We start from the raw sequence: 19,265 nt of genomic DNA, 5'->3' as shown, positions 1-19,265 counted from the left end.
AGTTAAGCTCTTTAGCGCCGATGGTAGTTGGGCTTACGTTCCGCGAGAGTAGGACGTTGCCGGGCAAATGTTTATAAATGGATGCGATGAGCCGCACTCGAGACCTGTTAGGTCTCTTTTTTTATGTTTAAATTTAGTTGAAATAAAGTAGAAGATAAAGGGCATGTATACAGTACATAATAAATAAAGATATAACAGGGTTTATATCAAAAAAACATCTCATTTCTTTCTGTAATAAACAGAGAAATGAGATGTTTTAATTTGGTTACGTACTTATATTAGCGATGTTTTAATTTGGTTACGTACTTATATTAGCGATGTTTTAATTTGGTTACGTACTTATATTAGCAATGAATAAAGCATTTTATTCTTATTAATATAGATGTATTTAGGATCAAATTCGCTAACGTTCTTATAAAGTTGGTCTAAATCGTTATGATCTTTAAGTTGAATACCTATAATAACAGAACCAGTATTTTGGCTCGATTTTTTTAAGTATTCAAATTTTGTTATATCATCATTTGGTCCAAGTACTTCGTTAACAAATTCTCTTAATGCCCCTGGTCTTTGTGGGAAGTTAACAATAAAGTAATGTTTCATATCTTCAAATAAAAGTGAGCGTTCCTCAATTTCTTTCATTCGGTTAATATCATTGTTACCACCACTGACAATACAAATAACATTTTTACCTTTAATTTCATTTTTATAATGATTAAGTGCAGTGACACTTAAAGCGCCAGCTGGTTCTGCAATAATAGCTTGTTTAGAGTACATATCTAGGATTGAACTACATACTTCACCTTCATCTACAGCAACAAAGTCATCAACAACATTTTTTGAAATTTCGAATGTTAATTGTCCAACTTTCCCTACTGAAGCGCCATCTACAAATTTATCGATATCCGTTAATGTAACAATTTTATTAGCTTTAACAGATTGAGCCATACTACTTGCTCCAAGTGGTTCTACACCAATGACTTGTGTAGTAGGCATTGTATCTTTAAGATAAGTGCCTACTCCTGAAATTAAGCCACCGCCACCAATTGCAGCGAAGCAATAATCAAATTTGATATCTTCTTCTTCTGCATAATCTACTATTTCTTTAGCGATCGTACCTTGACCAGCAATTGTATTAATATTATCAAATGGATCAATAAAGCTTAATCCAAATTGTTCAGTATAATCTAACGCATGTTTTAAGCAATCATCAAAAGTATCGCCAATTAATTCTATTTGTACAAATTCACCACCGAAAAATTTAACTTGATTAATTTTTTGAGCTGGTGTTGTTACTGGCATAAATATAACAGCTTTGATTTCGAGTTGTTTAGCCGTGAATGCGATACCTTGTGCATGATTACCTGCGCTCGCACAACTAACGCCATTTGCTCGTTCTTCGTCTGTTAACTGATTAATTGCATAGTACGCACCTCTTAATTTAAAGGAACGTACCCATTGCAAATCTTCTCTTTTTAAATATACATTACAGTCAAACTTCTGTGATAAATACATATCTTTTTCTAATGGTGTTTGTTTTACTGTATCTTTTAATTTTAAAAATGCTTCTTTTATATCTTCAGCACTTAAACGTGTTTTTAAGGTCATTCTACCACTCCCAATTATCAGCACTTAAACGTGTTTTTAAGGTCATTCTACCACTCCCAATTAGTTGTGCATTTTTTCATATTGGTTGATCTGTTCTTCATAAGTTAATGTAATAGCAATATCATCTAAACCATTAACCAATTTATTCTTCCATGTCGCATCTATATCAAAATGATATTTTGCTTCAGGTGTAATAATAAGTTGGTTAGGTAAATCAATCGTTATTTCACTATGTTGCGCTATTGCTTCTCTGTCTTCTTTATTTTCAATTACAATAGGTAACATACCATTTTTAGTACAGTTCATATAAAATATATCACTAAAACTACCTGCTATAATGATTAAGAATCCAAAGTCTTTTAATGCCCAAGCTGCGTGTTCTCTTGATGAGCCACAACCAAAATTATCACCTGAAATGAGTATGCTTGCACCTTTGTATTCTGGTTTATTTAAGTTGAAATCTGGATTATCAGAGCCATCTTCTAAATAACGCCATTCGTCGAATAAGAAGGGGCCAAAACCAGTTTTAGAAATTCTTTTCAAAAAAGCTTTTGGAATGATTTGATCCGTATCAATATTATCATTGAGTAGGGGAACTGTTTTACCATTAAAAATATTAATTGGTTCCATTTAAATGACCACCTTTCTAGTATCTACAAATCTTCCGTTAATAGCTGCTGCTGCTGCCATTGCAGGAGATACAAGATGCGTTCTTGCGCCTTTACCTTGACGACCTTCAAAGTTACGGTTACTTGTTGAAGCACAGTGAACACCGTTAGGAACTTGGTCAGGGTTCATTCCTAGACACATTGAACATCCAGGTTCACGCCAATCAAATCCTGCTTCTTTGAAAATTTTATCTAGACCAAGCGCTTCTGCTTGAAGTTTAACACTTCTAGATCCAGGAACGACTATTGCTGTAATATCTTGATGGACTTTATGACCATCTACAATTTTACTTGCTTCAATAAGATCTGAAAGTCTTGCATTTGTACAAGAACCAAGGAAAACATAACCTAGAGGAATATCTCTAGCAGTTTGACCTGGTTGAAGGCCCATGTAATTATAGGCTCTTTCATCATTTAAATCTTTAATTTCTGGGAATGGCGTATTAAAACTAACACCCATTTCAGGACTTGTACCCCAAGTTACTTGTGGTTCAAGATCACTTACGTCTACAGTAATTACTTTATCGTAAGTAGCATCTTCATCTGAATACAAAGTTTTCCAATCTTCAATAGCTGCTTCAAAGTTCTCTGGTTGATATTTACGTCCTCTTACATATTCAAAAGTTGTTTCATCTGGCTTCATCATGCCATATTTAGCACCAGCTTCGATTGCCATATTACAAATTGTCATTCGCTCATCCATTGTCATATTAGAAATAGCTTCACCAGCGAATTCTAAAGCGTAACCAGTACCAAAATCAACTCCGTGTTGATTGATTAAGTATAGGATAATATCTTTAGCATAAACACCAGTTGGCAATGTACCATCAACTTGAATTTTCAAGTTCTTTGGTTTAGTTTGCCATAGTGTTTGAGTTGCAAAAACATGTTCGACTTCACTTGTACCTATACCAAAAGCAATAGCTCCAAATGCACCATGCGTTGCAGTATGTGAATCTCCACATACGATAGTTTTACCTGGTTGTGTTAAACCTGTTTCTGGGCCAACCATATGCACGATACCTTGTTCATCTGAACCCATATCAAATAACTTTACACCAAATGCTTCACAGTTTTTTTGCAAAGCACTAATTTGTTTATTAGCAATTTCATCTCTAATATTGAATATATCAACTGTAGGTACATTATGATCCAATGTTCCAAACGTTCGATCGGGACGTCTTACTGTCCTATTTTGTAATCTTAAGCCTTCGAATGCTTGAGGAGATGTAACTTCATGAATAAGGTGTAAGTCGATGTATAATAATTGGGGTTCACCTTCTTTACCAGCTATTATATGTCGATTCCATACTTTATCAAATAATGTTTGAGACATGTCGTTTTCCTCCTTCTAAATATTATTTTTGATTGCTTCGAAGACTTCAGATGTACTGTTATTTCCACCTAAATCTTTAGTTGCAATACCTTTCTTGATTGTGCTAAATACGATATCTTCTAAATACTGAGCGCATTCAGGTTGATGTAAACTTTCTCTAATACACATTGCTAATGATAGTAACATACCACTTGGGTTTGCTTTATTTTGACCGGCTATATCAGGTGCAGAACCGTGTATTGGTTCATATAAACTTGGTCCATTCTCACCAAAACTTGCAGAAGGTGAAAGGCCAAGTGATCCTGGAATAACTGAAGCTTCATCACTAAGAATATCTCCAAATAAATTTTCAGTTACAATAACATCAAACTGTTTAGGATTTGTAATTAAATGCATGCTACATGCGTCTACTAAGAGATGATTTAGTGTAACATCTGGATATTCTTTAGAAACTTGTTCTAATGTTTGTCTCCAAAGTTTAGAAGAGCTTAGTACATTTTCTTTATCTACTGATGTAACGGTTTTATTTCGTTTAGTAGCTAGCTGAAATGCAACGTGTGCGATTCTTGTAATTTCTTCTTTAGTATATGCAAGTGTGTCAATTGCTTTTTCATAATCAAAATATTTTGGTTCTCCAAAATATAAACCGCCTGTTAATTCACGTACAATTATAAAATCAGTACCTTTGACGAGTTCTTCTTTTAATGGTGATAAATGTGCAGTTGATTCAGTAACAATTGTTGGTCTAATGTTAGCAAATAATTTCAATGCTTTTCTAATACCTAATAGGCCGTGTTCTGGTCTATTTTTTGGATCAGTCCATTTAGGACCACCAACGGCTCCTAATAATATTGCATCACTGTTTTGACAAGCAGTTAGAGTTTCTGGAGGTAAAGGCTCGCCATGTTTATCGATGGCGATACCTCCAAAATCTTTAGTGTCTATTTCATAATCAAAATTAAATTTCTTTGATAATAATTCTAGTATTTCAATACTACCTTCTAAAATTTCTGGACCGATTCCATCACCGGGTAGGGCAGTGATTTTGTATGTCATGACTTTACGCCTTCTTTCAATTTGTTCTCACTGTGTTTAGCATGTGCTTCAACATATGCCTTACAAGAAGCATATAGGATATCGTAGTCAATACCGATACCTGTATATACTTCGTCTTCAAATTCTACTTGAACGTGTACTTCAGCTTGAGCATCCGTACCTTCTGTAATAGATTCAATTCGATATTGTTGTAATTCAGGTGTGTAATCAAAAATTCTATCAATTGCATTATAAATTGATGTAATTGAACCTGAACCAATAGATGAGTCTTTATAAGTATTTCCTTCTTTATCTTCAATAACGACAACAGCGCTTTGTAAGCCATTCGATACAAATTGAAGTTGAAGTGCATTTACTTTATAGTATGCATTTTCTTCATGTTCACTACCTTGAAGGATAGCGTGTATATCTCGATCAGTTACTTGTTTTTTCTTATCTGCGACTGATTTGAATTGTTTAAATACTTCCACTTGTTCATCTGGTGAGAGATTATATCCAAGTTCAACTAACTTTTCGCTAAATGCGTGTTTACCAGATAGTTTACCAAGTGGTAATGAATTTTTAACAACACCGACAAGTTGAGGTGTCATAATTTCATAAGTTTCTGGGTTTTTCAAAATACCATCTTGATGAATACCAGATTCATGACTGAAGGCATTTTGACCAACGATCGCTTTGTTTCTAGGGACTCGAAGACCTGAATATCTACTTACCATGTCACTTGTGTTTTTAGTTTCAGCTAGATTGATATTAGTAGATAGGTTGTAATGATCTTGTCTAACGTGTAGTGCAAGTGCAATTTCTTCAAGAGCAGTATTACCAGCACGTTCACCGATACCATTAATTGCACCTTCAACTCTTCGTGCACCATTTTCAAAAGCAGATAGGGCATTTGCTACAGCAAGACCTAAATCATCATGACAATGAGAACTATATATCACTTCATGATCACTTTTAATTGTTTCAATAAGTGTCTTAAAGATTTGACCATATTCTGTAGGATAAGAATAACCAACCGTATCTGGAATATTGATAATATCTGCACCAGCATCAACTGCTGTTTGCACTGCTTTAATTAAAAATGGTAAAGGTGTTCTTGTAGCATCTTCAGGTGAAAATTGAACTTTTTCAAATAATGTTTTTGCATAAGTTACATTTTCAGTAATAGATGCTAATACTTGTTCTTCAGTCATTTTCAATTTATATTCCAAGTGGATAGGGCTAGTTGCTAAGAAAACATGAATTTGTCTATGTTGTGCTTCTTTTGTTGATTCATGTACAGCATCGATATCTGACTTTTTACATCTAGCTAATCCGCAAACTGCAGTTGTTGTTAATGCTTTAGCAATACTTTCTACTGATTTAAAACTACCTTCACTAGAAGCGGGGAAGCCAGCTTCTATTACATCGACTCCCCATTTTTCTAGTTGTATAGCAATTTTGAGGCGTTCATCAAATGAAAAACTGACGCCTGGTGTTTGTTCTCCATCTCTAAGTGTTGTATCAAATATTTGAATATGGTCTGACATAATAATCCTCTCCTTAAATTCTAGTACTTTTATTTAGTTTGAATACTTTTAGCTTTAACGAATGGCATCATGTCACGTAATTCTCTACCTACTGATTCGATTTGATGTCCTTGTTGCTCTTTACGCATTCTTAGGAATTCTTCGAAGCCATTTTCGTTATCTTTAATGAAGCGATCACTGAAAGCTCCTGTTTGAATATCTTTAAGTACTTCTTTCATATTTTCTTTAACATCAGGTGTGATAACACGTTCACCAGATACATAATCTCCAAATTCTGCAGTGTTTGAAATAGAATAACGCATGTTTTCCATTCCGCCTTCATACATTAAATCAACGATTAATTTCATTTCATGTAATACTTCGAAGTAAGCAATTTCTGGTTGGTAGCCAGCTTCAACTAATGTTTCGAAACCAGATTGGATAAGTTTCGTTACACCACCACAAAGTACTGCTTGTTCACCGAATAAATCAGTTTCAGTTTCTTCTTCAAAGCTTGTACCAATAACACCAGCTCTAGTAGCACCGATACCTTTTGCATAACTTAATGCTAATTGAGTTGCTTTGCCTGTAGCATCTTGATATACAGCGTATAGTGCAGGTACAGCACTTCCTTCAGTAAATGTACGTCTAACTAGGTGACCTGGTCCTTTTGGTGCAACTAAGAATACATCTACGTTTGCTGGTGGTTGAATAACTTTAAAGTGAATATTAAATCCATGAGCAAATACTAAAGCATTTCCTTCATCTAAGTTAGGTTCAATTTCTTCTTTATAAACTTGTCCTTGAATTTCATCTGGTAATAGAATCATTACAACGTCAGATTGTTTTACAGCTTCATCTACTGGATATACTTCAAAACCATCTTCTTTAGCTTGATCAAATGATTTACCTGGACGAATACCAATTACAACATCATAACCGTTATCTTTTAAGTTCTGTGCATGTGCATGTCCTTGTGAACCATATCCAACTACTGCGATTTTCTTACCTTGTAATGCGTCCTCTGTTACCGTGTTGTCATAAAATACTTTAGTCATAATAAATGCCTCCATTAATTTGTTTTATTTTGTATTATAGTAATCCTGCAGAACCTGTTCGTGACACTTGTGTCACAGGATATATTTTTAAATCATCCAATAGATTTTCTATTGTTTGATGGGTTCCAATTGCTTGAATATAAATATAATCTTCTAAATCTTTTAAAATGGTTAATTGACCTTCATAAGGCTTAATGATTTTTTCGAACGTTTGATAATCGTCAGGATGTCCTAACTTGATTAAAATAAGTTCTCTATTAAATAGGTTGTTATCTGTAATATCTAGGGCAGATATTACATTTACTTGCTTTTCTAACTGCTTAATAATTGTTTCTGTACTACTTTCATCTGAAACATCCACAATAAATGTAATATTTGTGATGCCCTCTGTTTCAGTAGGCGTTGCAGAAAGAGAAACAATGTTGTATTGTCTCCTTACAAAAATGCTTGTAAGTCGGTTGAGTGTACCCGCTCTATCGAGTACTTGAGTCTTAATTGTTCTTTTCATTATTCAACGCCCTCCATTTTGTAGTTTGGTTGTCCACTTGGAACCATTGGAAGTACTGGTTCAGAAGGGGAAATTCTAATTTCGATTAAGGCTGGGCCTTTATGAGCGAATGCTTCATCAAGTGTAGATTCTAATTTGTCGTTAGAATCGATCATGAAACCTTTAACACCATAGCTTTCAGAAAGCTTCATAAAGTCAGGCTGCCCAGCAAATACTGAATGAGAAAAACGTTGGCTATAAAATTTATCTTGCCATTGTTTAACCATACCTAAAGCACCATTGTTGATTAATACGATTTTGATGTCATTATCAAATTCATTTAAAATGGCCATTTCTTGGTTAGTCATTTGGAAACCACCGTCACCAACAAAGGCAACAACTGTCTTGTCAGGGTGTGCAAACTTGGCACCCATAGCAGCTGGAATACCGAAGCCCATTGTTCCTAAACCACCGCTTGTAATAATTTGACCATGTGTTTTAAATGGATAATATTGTGCAACCCACATTTGATGTTGACCTACGTCAGTTGCAACAAGTGCATCTCCGTTTGTAATCTTTCCGATATACTCAATTGCTTGTTGAGGCTTAATGAAGTCATCAGTTGGTTTGTCGTATCTAAATGGATATGTTGCTTTATTTGATAGACAATGTTCATACCATTCATGATGGATAAGCTCATGAGAATCATATTCTAATAGTGCTTCTAATGTTTGTTTTGCATCGGCAATAATACCTAAATCTGTAGGAATGATTTTGTTAATTTCACATGGATCGATATCTACATGAATAACTTTAGCGTCTTTTGCGAATTCATCTGGGTTACTTGCTAGACGATCATCAAATCGACTTCCAAAGTTAATTAACAAATCACATTCTGTTAATGCCATGTTACTTGCATATGATCCATGCATACCGCCCATACCTAAGAATAATGGGTCAGAGTAGGGGATAGAACCTAATCCAAGCAAAGTGTTTACAACAGGAATTTTGTATTTATTAGCAAATGCTGTAAGTTCCTTTGAAGCTTCAGCGTGGTTAACACCAGCCCCAGCAAGGATAATTGGTTTCTTAGCTAAACGAATCATTTGGATAACTTGTTCAATCTCTTTATCTTCTGGCGTTAAGTTAATATGATATCCAGGTAAATTAAGCTCTCTTGGAGAAACTTCAACTGTTTCTAGAACACCGATATCTTTAGGAAAATCGATTACAACTGGCCCTTTACGACCAGTTGAAGCAATATGAAATGCTTCATCAATAATCTTTGGAATATCTTTTACATCTGTAATTTGATAATTATGCTTTGTAATAGGTGTTGTCATAGAGAGTAAATCCGCTTCTTGGAAAGCATCTTTACCAATACCTGGTCTGTGAACTTGTCCAGTCAGTACAACTAGTGGAATTGAATCACTCATAGCATCAGCTATTCCAGTAATTGTATTAGTTGCGCCAGGTCCACTTGTAACGACTACAACACCAGGTTTACCTGTAACTCTTGCATATCCTTCAGCTGCGTGAACTGCACCTTGCTCGTGTCTCGTAAGAATATGAGGCACTTTACCTTCATAAAAGGCATCATATAAAGGCAAGACAGCACCGCCAGGATATCCAAAGATGTAATCGACTTCTTGATCAATAAAGGATTGGACAAGTAATTCTGCCCCTGTGTAAGTTATTGTCTTTTCTTTAGTTGCTTCATCTGGTTCTTTGTATGATTTAGTAGTTAGTGCCATGCAAATCACTCCTTAAATTAGTTCGTCCGGTACTTTCAAGATGCCTCCTGTATTTGCACTTGTTACAAGGGCAGTGTATCTTGCAAGATAACCAGTCTTAACTTTAGCTTTAAATGGTTCAATGTTTTGTTTTCTAGCATGTAATTCTGCTTCAGAAACATTTACATCTAATGTACGATTCGTTAAATCGATGATGATTTCATCACCGTCTTGGATGAGTCCGATAGGTCCACCCGCGGCAGCTTCTGGTGAAATATGTCCGACAGCGATACCTCTTGTTGCACCAGAGAATCGACCATCTGTAATTAATGCAACATCTTTACCTAAACCTCTACCGACGATAGATGAAGTAGGTGCTAACATTTCTGGCATTCCAGGTCCTCCTTTAGGGCCTTCATAACGAATGACAACAACGTGACCTTCTCTAACAGTATGGTTATCAATTGCTTCAACCGCTTCATCATGTGAACTAAAGCAAATCGCTTTACCAACAAATTTCTTGATTGATGGATCAACACCACCAACTTTAATAGCAGCACCATCTGGCGCGATATTTCCAAATAACATTGATAAGCCACCAGTTTCAGAGAATGGATTATCTCTTGTATGGATAACTTCTGTATTTTTAATTTCACGATGTTCGTTATTTTCTCTTAATGTTTTGCCTGTGACAGTAATACGGTCAGGATGTAAAACATTATCGAGTTTGAGTAATTCACCGATGATAGCTGGTACACCGCCTGCTTCATGTACATCATGCATTGAGTATGAAGAACTTGGTGCAATTTTAGATAGGTAAGGTGTACGTTTAGCTATTTCATTTACTCTATTTAAGTCATAATCGATACCAGCTTCATTTGCTAAAGCTAAAGTATGAAGGACTGTATTTGTAGAACCACCCATTGCCATATCTAAAGCAAATGCGTCATCAATTGCATCTTTAGTAATGATGTCTTTAGGTTTAATGTCTTTTTTAACTAAGTCCATTAGTTTAAAGGCTGCTTCTCTAATTAATTCTCTTCTTTCTTCTCCTACAGCAATAGCTGTTCCGTTATAAGGTAATGCTAATCCTAATACTTCCATTAAGGAGTTCATTGAATTTGCTGTAAACATGCCTGCACATGAACCACAAGTAGGGCATGCGTTCTTTTCCATATCTAAGAATTCTTCTTTCGTCATTGAACCACCTTTGAATGATCCAACTGCTTCAAACATCGAAGATAAAGTTAATGCTTTACCTGTTGCAGATAAACCAGCTTTCATTGGGCCACCTGAACAGAAGATAGCTGGTACGTTTGTTCTAACAGATGCTAGTAACATACCAGGTGTAATCTTGTCACAGTTTGGCATGTAGAATACGCCGTCAAACCAGTGTGCGTTAATAACAGTTTCAGCTGCGTCAGCAATAACTTCTCTACTTGGTAATGAGTAGCGCATCCCGATGTGACCCATTGCTATACCATCGTCAACACCGATTGTATTGAATTCAAATGGAATACCACCTGCTTCTCTAATCGCTTCTTTTGCGATATCCGCCAATTCCCTTAAATGAACATGTCCTGGGACAATATCAATGTAAGAATTGCAAATCGCAATAAATGGTTTATTCATATCCGTTGGGCTCTTGATTTGTCCTGTTGCATGTAATAGGCTTCTTGCAGGTGCTTGGTGATCACCTTTTTTGATCATGTCACTTCTCATAATTACACTCCTCTAGAAAAATAAAAAAGCAACGTCCCAATAAATATGGGACGTTGCTTCGAGTCCCATTCAAGTAGAAATAGGACTTAAACCATACAGTAAATTGAAACTTACTGTTGTTCGAGTCCTTCTAAGCGTAATAAAATCACTAATATGCTGTATTCGATTGTCGGTTTATTTGCCGTCATTGTGAATTTCATTACAACTCGTCCTTTCTTCTCAAATGTGAACCATATTTTTAGTTAAGATTTTTGAATAGTTAAAAAATTTATGTACTAAATTTAACGCATATCAGAATACATGTCAACAGAAGATTTAGATTTTTCTAAAAATTTAGATAATGAAAGCGTTTTATTGATAAATGAACCATTCATTACCCAATTAAATAAATATTTGTTATAATAGTTCAGTTAGTTTAAGTAAAGAAAAGGTAGGTGCCAAATTAGTGATTATTCAAGTTGACTCATTAGAAAAAACGCAGCAAATTGCTGAAAAATTAGCTCAAGTTGTAACTGAAAATGATATTATTTTGTTGAATGGAGATTTAGGAGCGGGTAAAACCACTTTTAGCCAATATTTCGGAAAGGCTTTAGGCGTTAAAAGAAACATTAATTCACCTACCTTTAATATAATAAAGTCCTATAAAGGGAGATTGCCTTTTCATCATATGGATTGTTATAGATTAGAAGATAGTGATGAAGATTTAGGATTTGATGAATACTTTAATGATAATGGTGTTACGATAATTGAATGGAGTGAATTCATTCAAGAATATTTACCTAAAGAGCGTTTAGAAATCAACATTAAGTATATTGACGCCGATAAAAGGGTGTTTGAAATAATTTCTAAAGGTGAACATTATAAACAGATAAAGGAAGTGCTAAATGATGACAACATTACTAATTGATACTTCTAATCAACCTTTAGCAGTAGCACTTGTTAAAGATGGAAATGTATTAATCAATTATCAGTCCAATATAAAGAAGAATCATTCATTACAATTAATGCCCGTTATTGAATCGTTAATGGATGAAGCGCAATTAACACCTCAATCATTGTCAGATATAGTCGTTGCCAATGGACCAGGTTCGTATACGGGGTTAAGAATTGGTATTACAACTGCAAAAACGATGGCATATACTTTGGATATTCCTTTATATGAAGTTTCATCTTTAAAGGCATTAGCAGCAACATATAACAACGAAAATGATCTTATTGTACCTTTATTTGATGCTAGAAGAGACCATGTATTTGCTGGTGTTTATCAATATAAGGATGATAAATTAGAAACAATCAAAGAAGATAGTTATATTTCTATTGAAGCATTGAATCAATTTTTAAAATCACAAAATCATCCATATATATTTATTGGTCACGATGTATTAAAGTTACAAGATAAGTTAGAAGGTAGAAGTCTTTCAAAATTACCTGATGCTTCAATAATGTATAACATTAAGGAACAACCGGTGTTAAATGTTCATGAACTAAAACCAAGATATCTAAAATTATCAGAGGCGGAACAAAATTGGAAAAACAATCAAACGAAGCATTAGAAATTAGAAAAATGTCAATTGAAGATGTCCCTCAAGTATACGAAATAGAAAATCATAGTTTTACGCAAAGTTCATGGTCTATTGACGCATTCTATCATGAGTTAGAGAAAAATGAATTTGCGCATTATTTTGTTGTATCTATAGGTGAAGAAATCATTGCATATTGTGGATTGTGGTTAGTTATTGATCAAGCACAAATTACGACAATATCTGTTGCCGAGCAATATAGAGGTAATGGAATAGGACAAATGTTATTAGAATATGCGATGACTTTTGCTAGTGCAACTTGTACAACGATGAGCTTAGAAGTAAGAGTGGATAATGAAGCGGCGAGACATGTTTATGAGAAAGCTGGCTTTACGTATGGTGGCGTTAGGAAAAATTATTATGGTGATGGAGAGGATGCTAAAGTGATGTGGGTGAGTCTAAAAAATGTCTGAATCAATTATATTAAGTATAGAAACAAGTTGTGATGAAACAGCAGCAAGTGTCATAAAAAACGGCAATGAAATTATCAGTAATGAAGTTGTAACACAAATGATGACACATAAAAAATTTGGCGGTGTAGTACCAGAAGTAGCGAGTCGTCAACACGTTGAAGTTATGACAACAGTGATTGATGAAGCTTTGAAAAATGCAAATATGCAAATGGATGACATTGATGCAATAGCTGTAACAGAAGGTCCAGGATTAATTGGTGCTTTACTTGTCGGTGTTGCAAGTGCTAAAGCTTTAGCATTTAGTCATCAAAAGCCACTTATTCCAGTTCATCATATTGCAGGGCATATTTATGCTAATCATCTCGTTAAACCATTAGAATTTCCTTTAATTGCATTAATCGTTTCTGGTGGACATACAGAACTGATTTACATGAAAAATCATTTAGATTTTGAAGTTATAGGTGAAACGCGTGATGATGCAGTCGGTGAAGCATATGACAAAGTTGCTAGAACAATAGGTTTACCATATCCAGGAGGTCCTGAAGTTGATAGACTTGCACAAATCGGTCAAGATACTTTGAATTTCCCTAGAGTATGGTTAGAGAAAGACAGTTATGATTTCAGTTTCAGTGGGTTGAAAAGTGCGGTTATTAATACATTGCATAATAAAAAGCAAAAAAATGAAGAAATCATTAAAGAAGATGTTGCGACTAGTTTCCAAAATAGTGTTGTTGAAGTACTTGTCGGCAAAACAATGGCCGCAGTTAAAGACTATGATGTTCAACATTTAATTGTAGCTGGTGGTGTAGCTGCGAATAAAGGTTTGCGTCATGCACTTGAACAAGAATCAAACAAATTAGGAATAGATCTTAGTATTCCACCATTAAATTTATGTACAGATAATGCTGCCATGATAGGGTCAGTAGCTCATTTCTTATATGAAAATAACCGCTTTTCAAATATGAAATTAAACGGTAAAAGTTCTCTAGATATTGAAGCATTTTAATATACAATAATTCGTAATATTGCACTATAGACGTTATACTCAATATGATATAAAAAGATTGAGGAGGCGTTGTAAAGTGGAAGTGAATACTTATTTTAATTTTAAAAATAGTATTGAAGCATTAAAGTTCTACGAAGAAAAATTAGGTGCAACGGATATTATGAGAGTTCCGGGTAACCATGAGATGTTTAAAGATGCACCTGATGAATTTAAATTGCCCGAATCTTTTACAATGAACGCGAGCTTTAACTTATTAGGGAAGACATTTTTATGTAGTGACACTTGGCAAAATAAAGATATTAATAACGAAGGCGCTCAAGCATGTTTTCAGTTTAATTATAACGATGAAGAAGATAGAGCAGCTGTCATCGAATTGTTTAAGAAAGCAGAAGAAGCGGGTTGTAAAATTGATATGCCTTTAAACGAGGTAGAGTGGTCACCACTCTTTGGTTCATTCCAAGATCCATTTGGTGTAACTTGGATGGTAAATGCATATACAGAATAGGATAAAAGGACGTTCAAAAATTTTGAACGTCCTTTTTTATTTGCGTGCGTATTTGCCTTCACTATTCGTATAGTCAATATAATCTTTTATACGTTGATCATATTCTTCTTTAGTTATAATTTTATGTTTCAATAGTTCCTTAGCTTTCGTTGTATAATTTTCAATGTTAGATTGTTTCATAAATCATCATCCCTTCTGTAGCATACACAAGACCAATTAATCAATGAAATTTAACTCTAAGCACATCATTAACTTCAAAATTAAAGTAGAATTTATAACTAAAGTCTATAAACAAGAAAATTGGTTACATAAATTATAAGTCTTAATTGATATTAAATCTAGCCTAATTGATAAATATATTAATATTTTAGTCATTTCAACATTTAGAATTTAAAATATTTACAAAAAATACATGAAGGTCACCTATTCATCATAAAGTCAATACAGAACATTTGTACTTGTGCACAAGTTAACCACATTTTGTGGATAACATTAGTATAAGTTTTTAAATATTTGTGGATAAAATAGTTGATTCAGATCGATATTTTACATTTTACTTGTGGATAACTAGGATAACTTTGTGGATTACTTGAAAAATAAGACTTTTTGATGTGTATAAAGATGTGCTTAATTATTTCAGAAAAAAACGACTGAGGTGTAAAATTTACCTCAGTCGTTTTTCGTTAATTTAACTTACTTTCAAGTTCTTCCCATTTTTCCATATTTTCTTCGAGCAAACGTTCTGCTTCAACTCGTAAGTTATTGATTTCATTACTTTTTTCAATATCATTAAATATCTCTGGTAACGTAAGTTGATGTTCATAGTCAGAGATTTGTTCTTCATATGTTGAAATATTATTTTCGATTTCTTCTAACTGTCTTTCGAGTTTACGCTTTTCTTTTTTTAGTTGTTTTTGATTTGCGTAATATTGATCGTCTTTAGGCGTTTCAGTAGATTGGATGTCTTCTTGTTCATAACGACTAATAGCCTCACGTTGTTCTAGCTTTTCTAAATAATATTGGTAATCTCCTCTAAATAATTCATTTCCACTTTGTGTGATGTGGAAAATATTATTTGCTAGTTCGTTAATAAAATAACGGTCATGAGATACAAAGAGTAATGTACCTTCAAAATTTTGCAAAGCTTGTTCCAGCATTTCTTTAGAATCGATATCTAAGTGGTTGGTAGGTTCATCTAGAATGAGTACATTGTTTTTTTCTAACATGAGCAAAGCGAGTTGAAGTCTGGCTTTTTCTCCACCTGATAAATCATTGATGACTTTTTTTACTTCTTCTTGAGTAAATAAAAATCTACCTAAAATCGTTCTAATATCTTTCTCAGGCATATGTGCATACTGATTCCAAACATAGTCTAAGATTGTCATATTAGAAGTGAATTCTGCTTGTTTTTGGTCGTAATAACCGATTTGAATATTGGAACCATAAACAATATTACCACCTAAAGCAGGTATTTTTTGAGCAATTGTTTTGATTAACGTAGATTTACCAATACCATTTGGACCAATTATCGCAATACGATCATGTCGTTTAACTTCTAAGTTGATAGGTGGTGTAATGCTTTTAGAATAACCAATATCTAAATTTTGAACTTTAAGTACATCTTCACCTGTAGCTCTGTTTATTTCGAAATTTATTTGTGCACTTTTAGCATCAAGTCTCGGCTTTTCGATTCTTTCCATTCTTTCTAATACTTTACGACGACTTTTTGCCATGCCACTTGTCGAAGCACGTGTAATATTTTTTTCGACAAATGTTTCTAATTTTTTAATTTCACTTTGTTGTCTTTCGTATTCAGCCATGACTTTTTCGTAATGTGCATCTCGTTCTTTTAAGAATTTACTATAATTACCGACATACTTTTTAACAGAACCTAAAGCGACATCATATACTTGATTGACTATTTTATCTAAAAAGTATCTGTCATGACTGATAATAACGATCGCGCCTTTAAAATGTGTTAAATAATTCTCTAGCCATTCAGTTGTTTCCATATCTAAATGGTTCGTAGGTTCATCGAGTAATAGTAAATCAGGTTCACTTAATAACATTTGAGCCATAGATAATCTTGTTTTTTGGCCACCACTAAAGGATTGAATTTGTCTATCAAAGTCAGATTCTTTAAAATCTAAACCTGTTAAAACGGTTTTAATTTTGCTTTCGTAATTATAGCCATCCATTAATTCATATTGATTAGATAACGCTTCGTATTGTGACAATTTTTCTTTATATATATCTTGGTCATATTCATCAGCATGAATACTTAACCAATCTGTTAAAGTTTTCATTTTATCTTCAATATTGATAACGTCTTTAAATGGTTTTTTCATTTCATTCATAACACTGTCATTAGAATCTAATGTCATTTGTTGAGTAAGGTAACCCATCGTAACTTGTTTACCTTTAGAAATATTTCCTTCATCATACGATTCGACACCAGCGATGATTTTCATTAATGTTGTTTTTCCCGCGCCATTTCTTCCGACAATAGCGATTCTTTCACCGGTTTTTACTTCGAAATCTACATCAGAAAAGATAACTTCTCCATCATAAGATTTCTCTAATTTATTTATTTGTAAAAGTATCATGTTTACACCTCTCTATTAGTTATTATTTTACATGAAAACGAGTGATAATTGTATGTAAATCACATACAATATTTATATAGTTATTTTACGTGAAGTTTGTTATAATTAAGCCATTAGATGTGAACGCAATCACATTATTTTATATTGGAAAAGGTGAGGATTTTGGCAAAGAATGATGTGAAGATCCCTAAAGCAACTTTGAAACGTTTGCCTCTTTATTATAGATTTGTTAGCACATTGCATAATTCTGGCGTAGATCGTGTTTCATCGAAAGAATTAAGTGAAGGACTTAAAATTGATTCAGCTACTATTCGTCGAGATTTTTCGTATTTTGGTGAATTAGGTAAAAAGGGTTATGGTTACAATATTAGTTATTTACTTAAATTTTTTAGAACAACGCTTGAACAAGATGATATGACTAAAGTCGCAATCGTTGGTGTTGGTAATTTAGGTACTGCACTTGTGAATTATAACTTTACTGTTAATGATAGAATGCAAATTGTAGCTGCTTTTGATCAATCAGAAGATATCATTGGTAGTATGGTTGGTAAATTAACTGTGGATAATATGGATGATTTTGAAAAGGTAGTTGAAGAAGTAGGTATACAAGTTGTAATATTAACAGTACCACAACAAGCAGCTCAAAAAGTTGCGGATCGTATAACATCTTCGGGTATTACTGGTATTTTGAATTTTACACCTCAAAGAATAAATGTACCTGAGAAAGTGCAGGTTCATCATATAGATTTAGGAATTGAATTACAATCTTTAATCTTCTTTATGAAGAATCAATAGGAGGGTATCAAATGGAAGCTTTAATGTTTATTAACACACTTGGTATTTCAGGACCAGTCAGTTTATTATTTATAGGGGTAGTTGCATTAATTATATTTGGACCAAAGAAATTACCACAATTCGGTAGAGCAATGGGTTCAACTTTGAAAGAATTTAAAGATGCGACTGATGGCATGACAAACTTTGATGAGAAGAAAAGCACTCCAGAAGATGGCAAAGATAAAGAAGTTAAATAGAATTTTATTTAACAGATGTTCCCAAGAATGTGGCGGGTTTCCTGCCACATCTTTTTTAGATTGGAGGTAAGACGGTGGATAAAGACAATTTAACATTTGTCGAACACTTAGAAGAACTTCGTGGACGTATTATGATCATTGCATATTTCCTTGTTGGTGGTCTCATCGTTGGCTTTTTCGTAGCTAAACCCGTTATTTTTTATATAACAAATGATGATTTTACACAAACATTAGAACTCAATGCATTTAGAATAACGGATCCATTAACGATATACATAACAATGATAATTGTAATAGCATTTATCATAGTATCGCCTGTTATTTTATATGAATTATGGGCATTTATATCTCCAGGTTTACATCCGAAAGAACAAAAAGTGACATTAAGTTATATACCATTTAGTTTGATTTTATTTGTAGGTGGTTTATTATTCTCATACTTTGTGATTTTTCCGTATTTAATTTCGTTCACAATGGGATTAGCTGATGATATGGGGATTAAGCAAACAATCGGGATTAAAGAGTACTTTAGTGAAATGTTTAAATTTACCATACCATTCGGTTTTGTCTTTCAATTACCAATTTTATTATTGTTTTTAACGCGATTAGGTATCGTTACACCGATGTTTTTAAAGAAAAATAGAAAATATGCGTATTTTATTTTACTTGTTGTGGCTGCGTTAATCGCACCACCTGACTTTATGACACATATGTTATTTACATTACCGATGATTTTACTTTATGAAATCAGTATTGTTATTTCAAAAATAGGCTATAAAAAATATTTAAAAGCAGAGCAAAAATTAATGGAAGAAGAACTTGGGATGGATGAAGAAGATAAAGAGCAGCTTTAGCTTAATTGCACTAACCCCAGGATGTGGGAGTAAAATAAAAACACTTTCGTTGAATTCATATTAAAATGAATTTATACGGAGGTGTTTTTTCTATGAA

Annotated in this window: 19 protein-coding genes; 8 read left to right on the top strand and 11 right to left on the bottom strand. The window is 33.6% G+C overall.

All coding sequences use genetic code 11. The annotated features are described in order from the left end of the window. Window positions 1–339 precede the first annotated feature (339 nt). From ilvA to ilvD, 9 genes are read right to left on the bottom strand one after another with little or no spacing between them, the layout of a single operon-like run. Window positions 340–1,605, bottom strand: a complete 1,266-nt coding sequence (ilvA, locus tag LQ693_RS11985; protein WP_107565879.1) for a threonine ammonia-lyase IlvA — start codon at window positions 1,603–1,605, stop codon at window positions 340–342. Between the two features lie 60 nt (window positions 1,606–1,665). Next, on the bottom strand, window positions 1,666–2,235 hold the full coding sequence (gene leuD, locus LQ693_RS11980) for a 3-isopropylmalate dehydratase small subunit (protein ID WP_025905043.1): 570 nt from the start codon (window positions 2,233–2,235) through the stop codon (window positions 1,666–1,668). Next, window positions 2,236–3,609: a 3-isopropylmalate dehydratase large subunit gene (leuC, locus tag LQ693_RS11975; protein ID WP_107565880.1), complete on the bottom strand. Its 1,374-nt coding sequence runs from the start codon at window positions 3,607–3,609 to the stop codon at window positions 2,236–2,238. A 15-nt stretch (window positions 3,610–3,624) separates the two neighbouring features. Continuing rightward, a complete protein-coding gene (leuB, locus tag LQ693_RS11970; protein ID WP_107565881.1) occupies window positions 3,625–4,665 on the bottom strand; it encodes a 3-isopropylmalate dehydrogenase in 1,041 nt (346 codons plus the stop codon). Next, window positions 4,662–6,194 (bottom strand): 2-isopropylmalate synthase, encoded by a 1,533-nt coding sequence (locus LQ693_RS11965; protein ID WP_103361617.1) that lies wholly within the window; start codon window positions 6,192–6,194, stop codon window positions 4,662–4,664. The genes leuB and LQ693_RS11965 overlap by 4 nt, the downstream gene beginning before the upstream one ends. A gap of 29 nt (window positions 6,195–6,223) precedes the next feature. Further along, on the bottom strand, window positions 6,224–7,231 hold the full coding sequence (gene ilvC / locus LQ693_RS11960) for a ketol-acid reductoisomerase (protein ID WP_025905047.1): 1,008 nt from the start codon (window positions 7,229–7,231) through the stop codon (window positions 6,224–6,226). A gap of 34 nt (window positions 7,232–7,265) precedes the next feature. Beyond that, on the bottom strand, window positions 7,266–7,739 hold the full coding sequence (ilvN, locus tag LQ693_RS11955) for an acetolactate synthase small subunit (protein ID WP_025905048.1): 474 nt from the start codon (window positions 7,737–7,739) through the stop codon (window positions 7,266–7,268). Continuing rightward, the gene (gene ilvB, locus LQ693_RS11950) at window positions 7,739–9,472 is read right to left on the bottom strand and encodes a biosynthetic-type acetolactate synthase large subunit (RefSeq protein WP_103361616.1); all 1,734 of its coding nucleotides are present in this window, start codon (window positions 9,470–9,472) and stop codon (window positions 7,739–7,741) included. Before ilvB ends, ilvN begins: the two co-directional genes overlap by 1 nt. A gap of 12 nt (window positions 9,473–9,484) precedes the next feature. Then, window positions 9,485–11,173 (bottom strand): dihydroxy-acid dehydratase, encoded by a 1,689-nt coding sequence (gene ilvD, locus LQ693_RS11945; protein WP_239703220.1) that lies wholly within the window; start codon window positions 11,171–11,173, stop codon window positions 9,485–9,487. A 448-nt stretch (window positions 11,174–11,621) separates the two neighbouring features. Here ilvD and tsaE point away from each other — a divergent pair, with 448 nt between their 5' ends. From tsaE to LQ693_RS11920, 5 genes are all read left to right on the top strand, one after another. Then, window positions 11,622–12,080 (top strand): tRNA (adenosine(37)-N6)-threonylcarbamoyltransferase complex ATPase subunit type 1 TsaE, encoded by a 459-nt coding sequence (tsaE, locus tag LQ693_RS11940; RefSeq protein WP_025905051.1) that lies wholly within the window; start codon window positions 11,622–11,624, stop codon window positions 12,078–12,080. After that, complete coding sequence (gene tsaB / locus LQ693_RS11935) at window positions 12,061–12,726, top strand: tRNA (adenosine(37)-N6)-threonylcarbamoyltransferase complex dimerization subunit type 1 TsaB (protein WP_103361621.1); 666 nt, start codon at window positions 12,061–12,063, stop codon at window positions 12,724–12,726. Before tsaE ends, tsaB begins: the two co-directional genes overlap by 20 nt. Beyond that, window positions 12,699–13,166, top strand: a complete 468-nt coding sequence (rimI, locus tag LQ693_RS11930) for a ribosomal protein S18-alanine N-acetyltransferase (protein WP_049320460.1) — start codon at window positions 12,699–12,701, stop codon at window positions 13,164–13,166. The genes tsaB and rimI overlap by 28 nt, the downstream gene beginning before the upstream one ends. Continuing rightward, window positions 13,159–14,172 carry a tRNA (adenosine(37)-N6)-threonylcarbamoyltransferase complex transferase subunit TsaD gene (tsaD, locus tag LQ693_RS11925; RefSeq protein ID WP_025905054.1) on the top strand — a complete coding sequence of 338 codons (1,014 nt, stop codon included), beginning with the start codon at window positions 13,159–13,161 and terminating at the stop codon, window positions 14,170–14,172. The genes rimI and tsaD overlap by 8 nt, the downstream gene beginning before the upstream one ends. A gap of 76 nt (window positions 14,173–14,248) precedes the next feature. Next, entirely contained in the window at window positions 14,249–14,677 is a 429-nt protein-coding gene (locus tag LQ693_RS11920) for a VOC family protein (RefSeq protein WP_048540591.1), read from the top strand. Between the two features lie 36 nt (window positions 14,678–14,713). Here the strand turns inward: LQ693_RS11920 and LQ693_RS11915 are convergent, their stop codons facing one another. Then, window positions 14,714–14,857, bottom strand: coding sequence for a hypothetical protein (locus tag LQ693_RS11915; RefSeq protein ID WP_182461764.1), 144 nt, complete (start codon window positions 14,855–14,857; stop codon window positions 14,714–14,716). Window positions 14,858–15,360: 503 nt separating this feature from the next. After that, on the bottom strand, window positions 15,361–17,283 hold the full coding sequence (locus LQ693_RS11910; RefSeq protein ID WP_103361777.1) for an ABC-F family ATP-binding cassette domain-containing protein: 1,923 nt from the start codon (window positions 17,281–17,283) through the stop codon (window positions 15,361–15,363). A 162-nt stretch (window positions 17,284–17,445) separates the two neighbouring features. Here LQ693_RS11910 and LQ693_RS11905 point away from each other — a divergent pair, with 162 nt between their 5' ends. From LQ693_RS11905 to tatC, 3 genes are all read left to right on the top strand, one after another. Beyond that, on the top strand, window positions 17,446–18,078 hold the full coding sequence (locus LQ693_RS11905) for a redox-sensing transcriptional repressor Rex (RefSeq protein WP_107565882.1): 633 nt from the start codon (window positions 17,446–17,448) through the stop codon (window positions 18,076–18,078). Window positions 18,079–18,089: 11 nt separating this feature from the next. Next, window positions 18,090–18,314, top strand: coding sequence for a twin-arginine translocase TatA/TatE family subunit (gene tatA / locus LQ693_RS11900; RefSeq protein ID WP_025905058.1), 225 nt, complete (start codon window positions 18,090–18,092; stop codon window positions 18,312–18,314). Between the two features lie 74 nt (window positions 18,315–18,388). Beyond that, window positions 18,389–19,168 (top strand): twin-arginine translocase subunit TatC, encoded by a 780-nt coding sequence (tatC, locus tag LQ693_RS11895; protein WP_025905059.1) that lies wholly within the window; start codon window positions 18,389–18,391, stop codon window positions 19,166–19,168. Window positions 19,169–19,265 lie beyond the last annotated feature (97 nt).

The sequence above is a fragment of the Mammaliicoccus sp. B-M6 genome (genome assembly GCF_022386965.1).
Taxonomy (GTDB): domain Bacteria; phylum Bacillota; class Bacilli; order Staphylococcales; family Staphylococcaceae; genus Mammaliicoccus; species Mammaliicoccus sciuri_A.
Note: the sequence above shows the minus strand (reverse complement) of the source record. Positions and strands in the feature narration are given on the sequence as shown.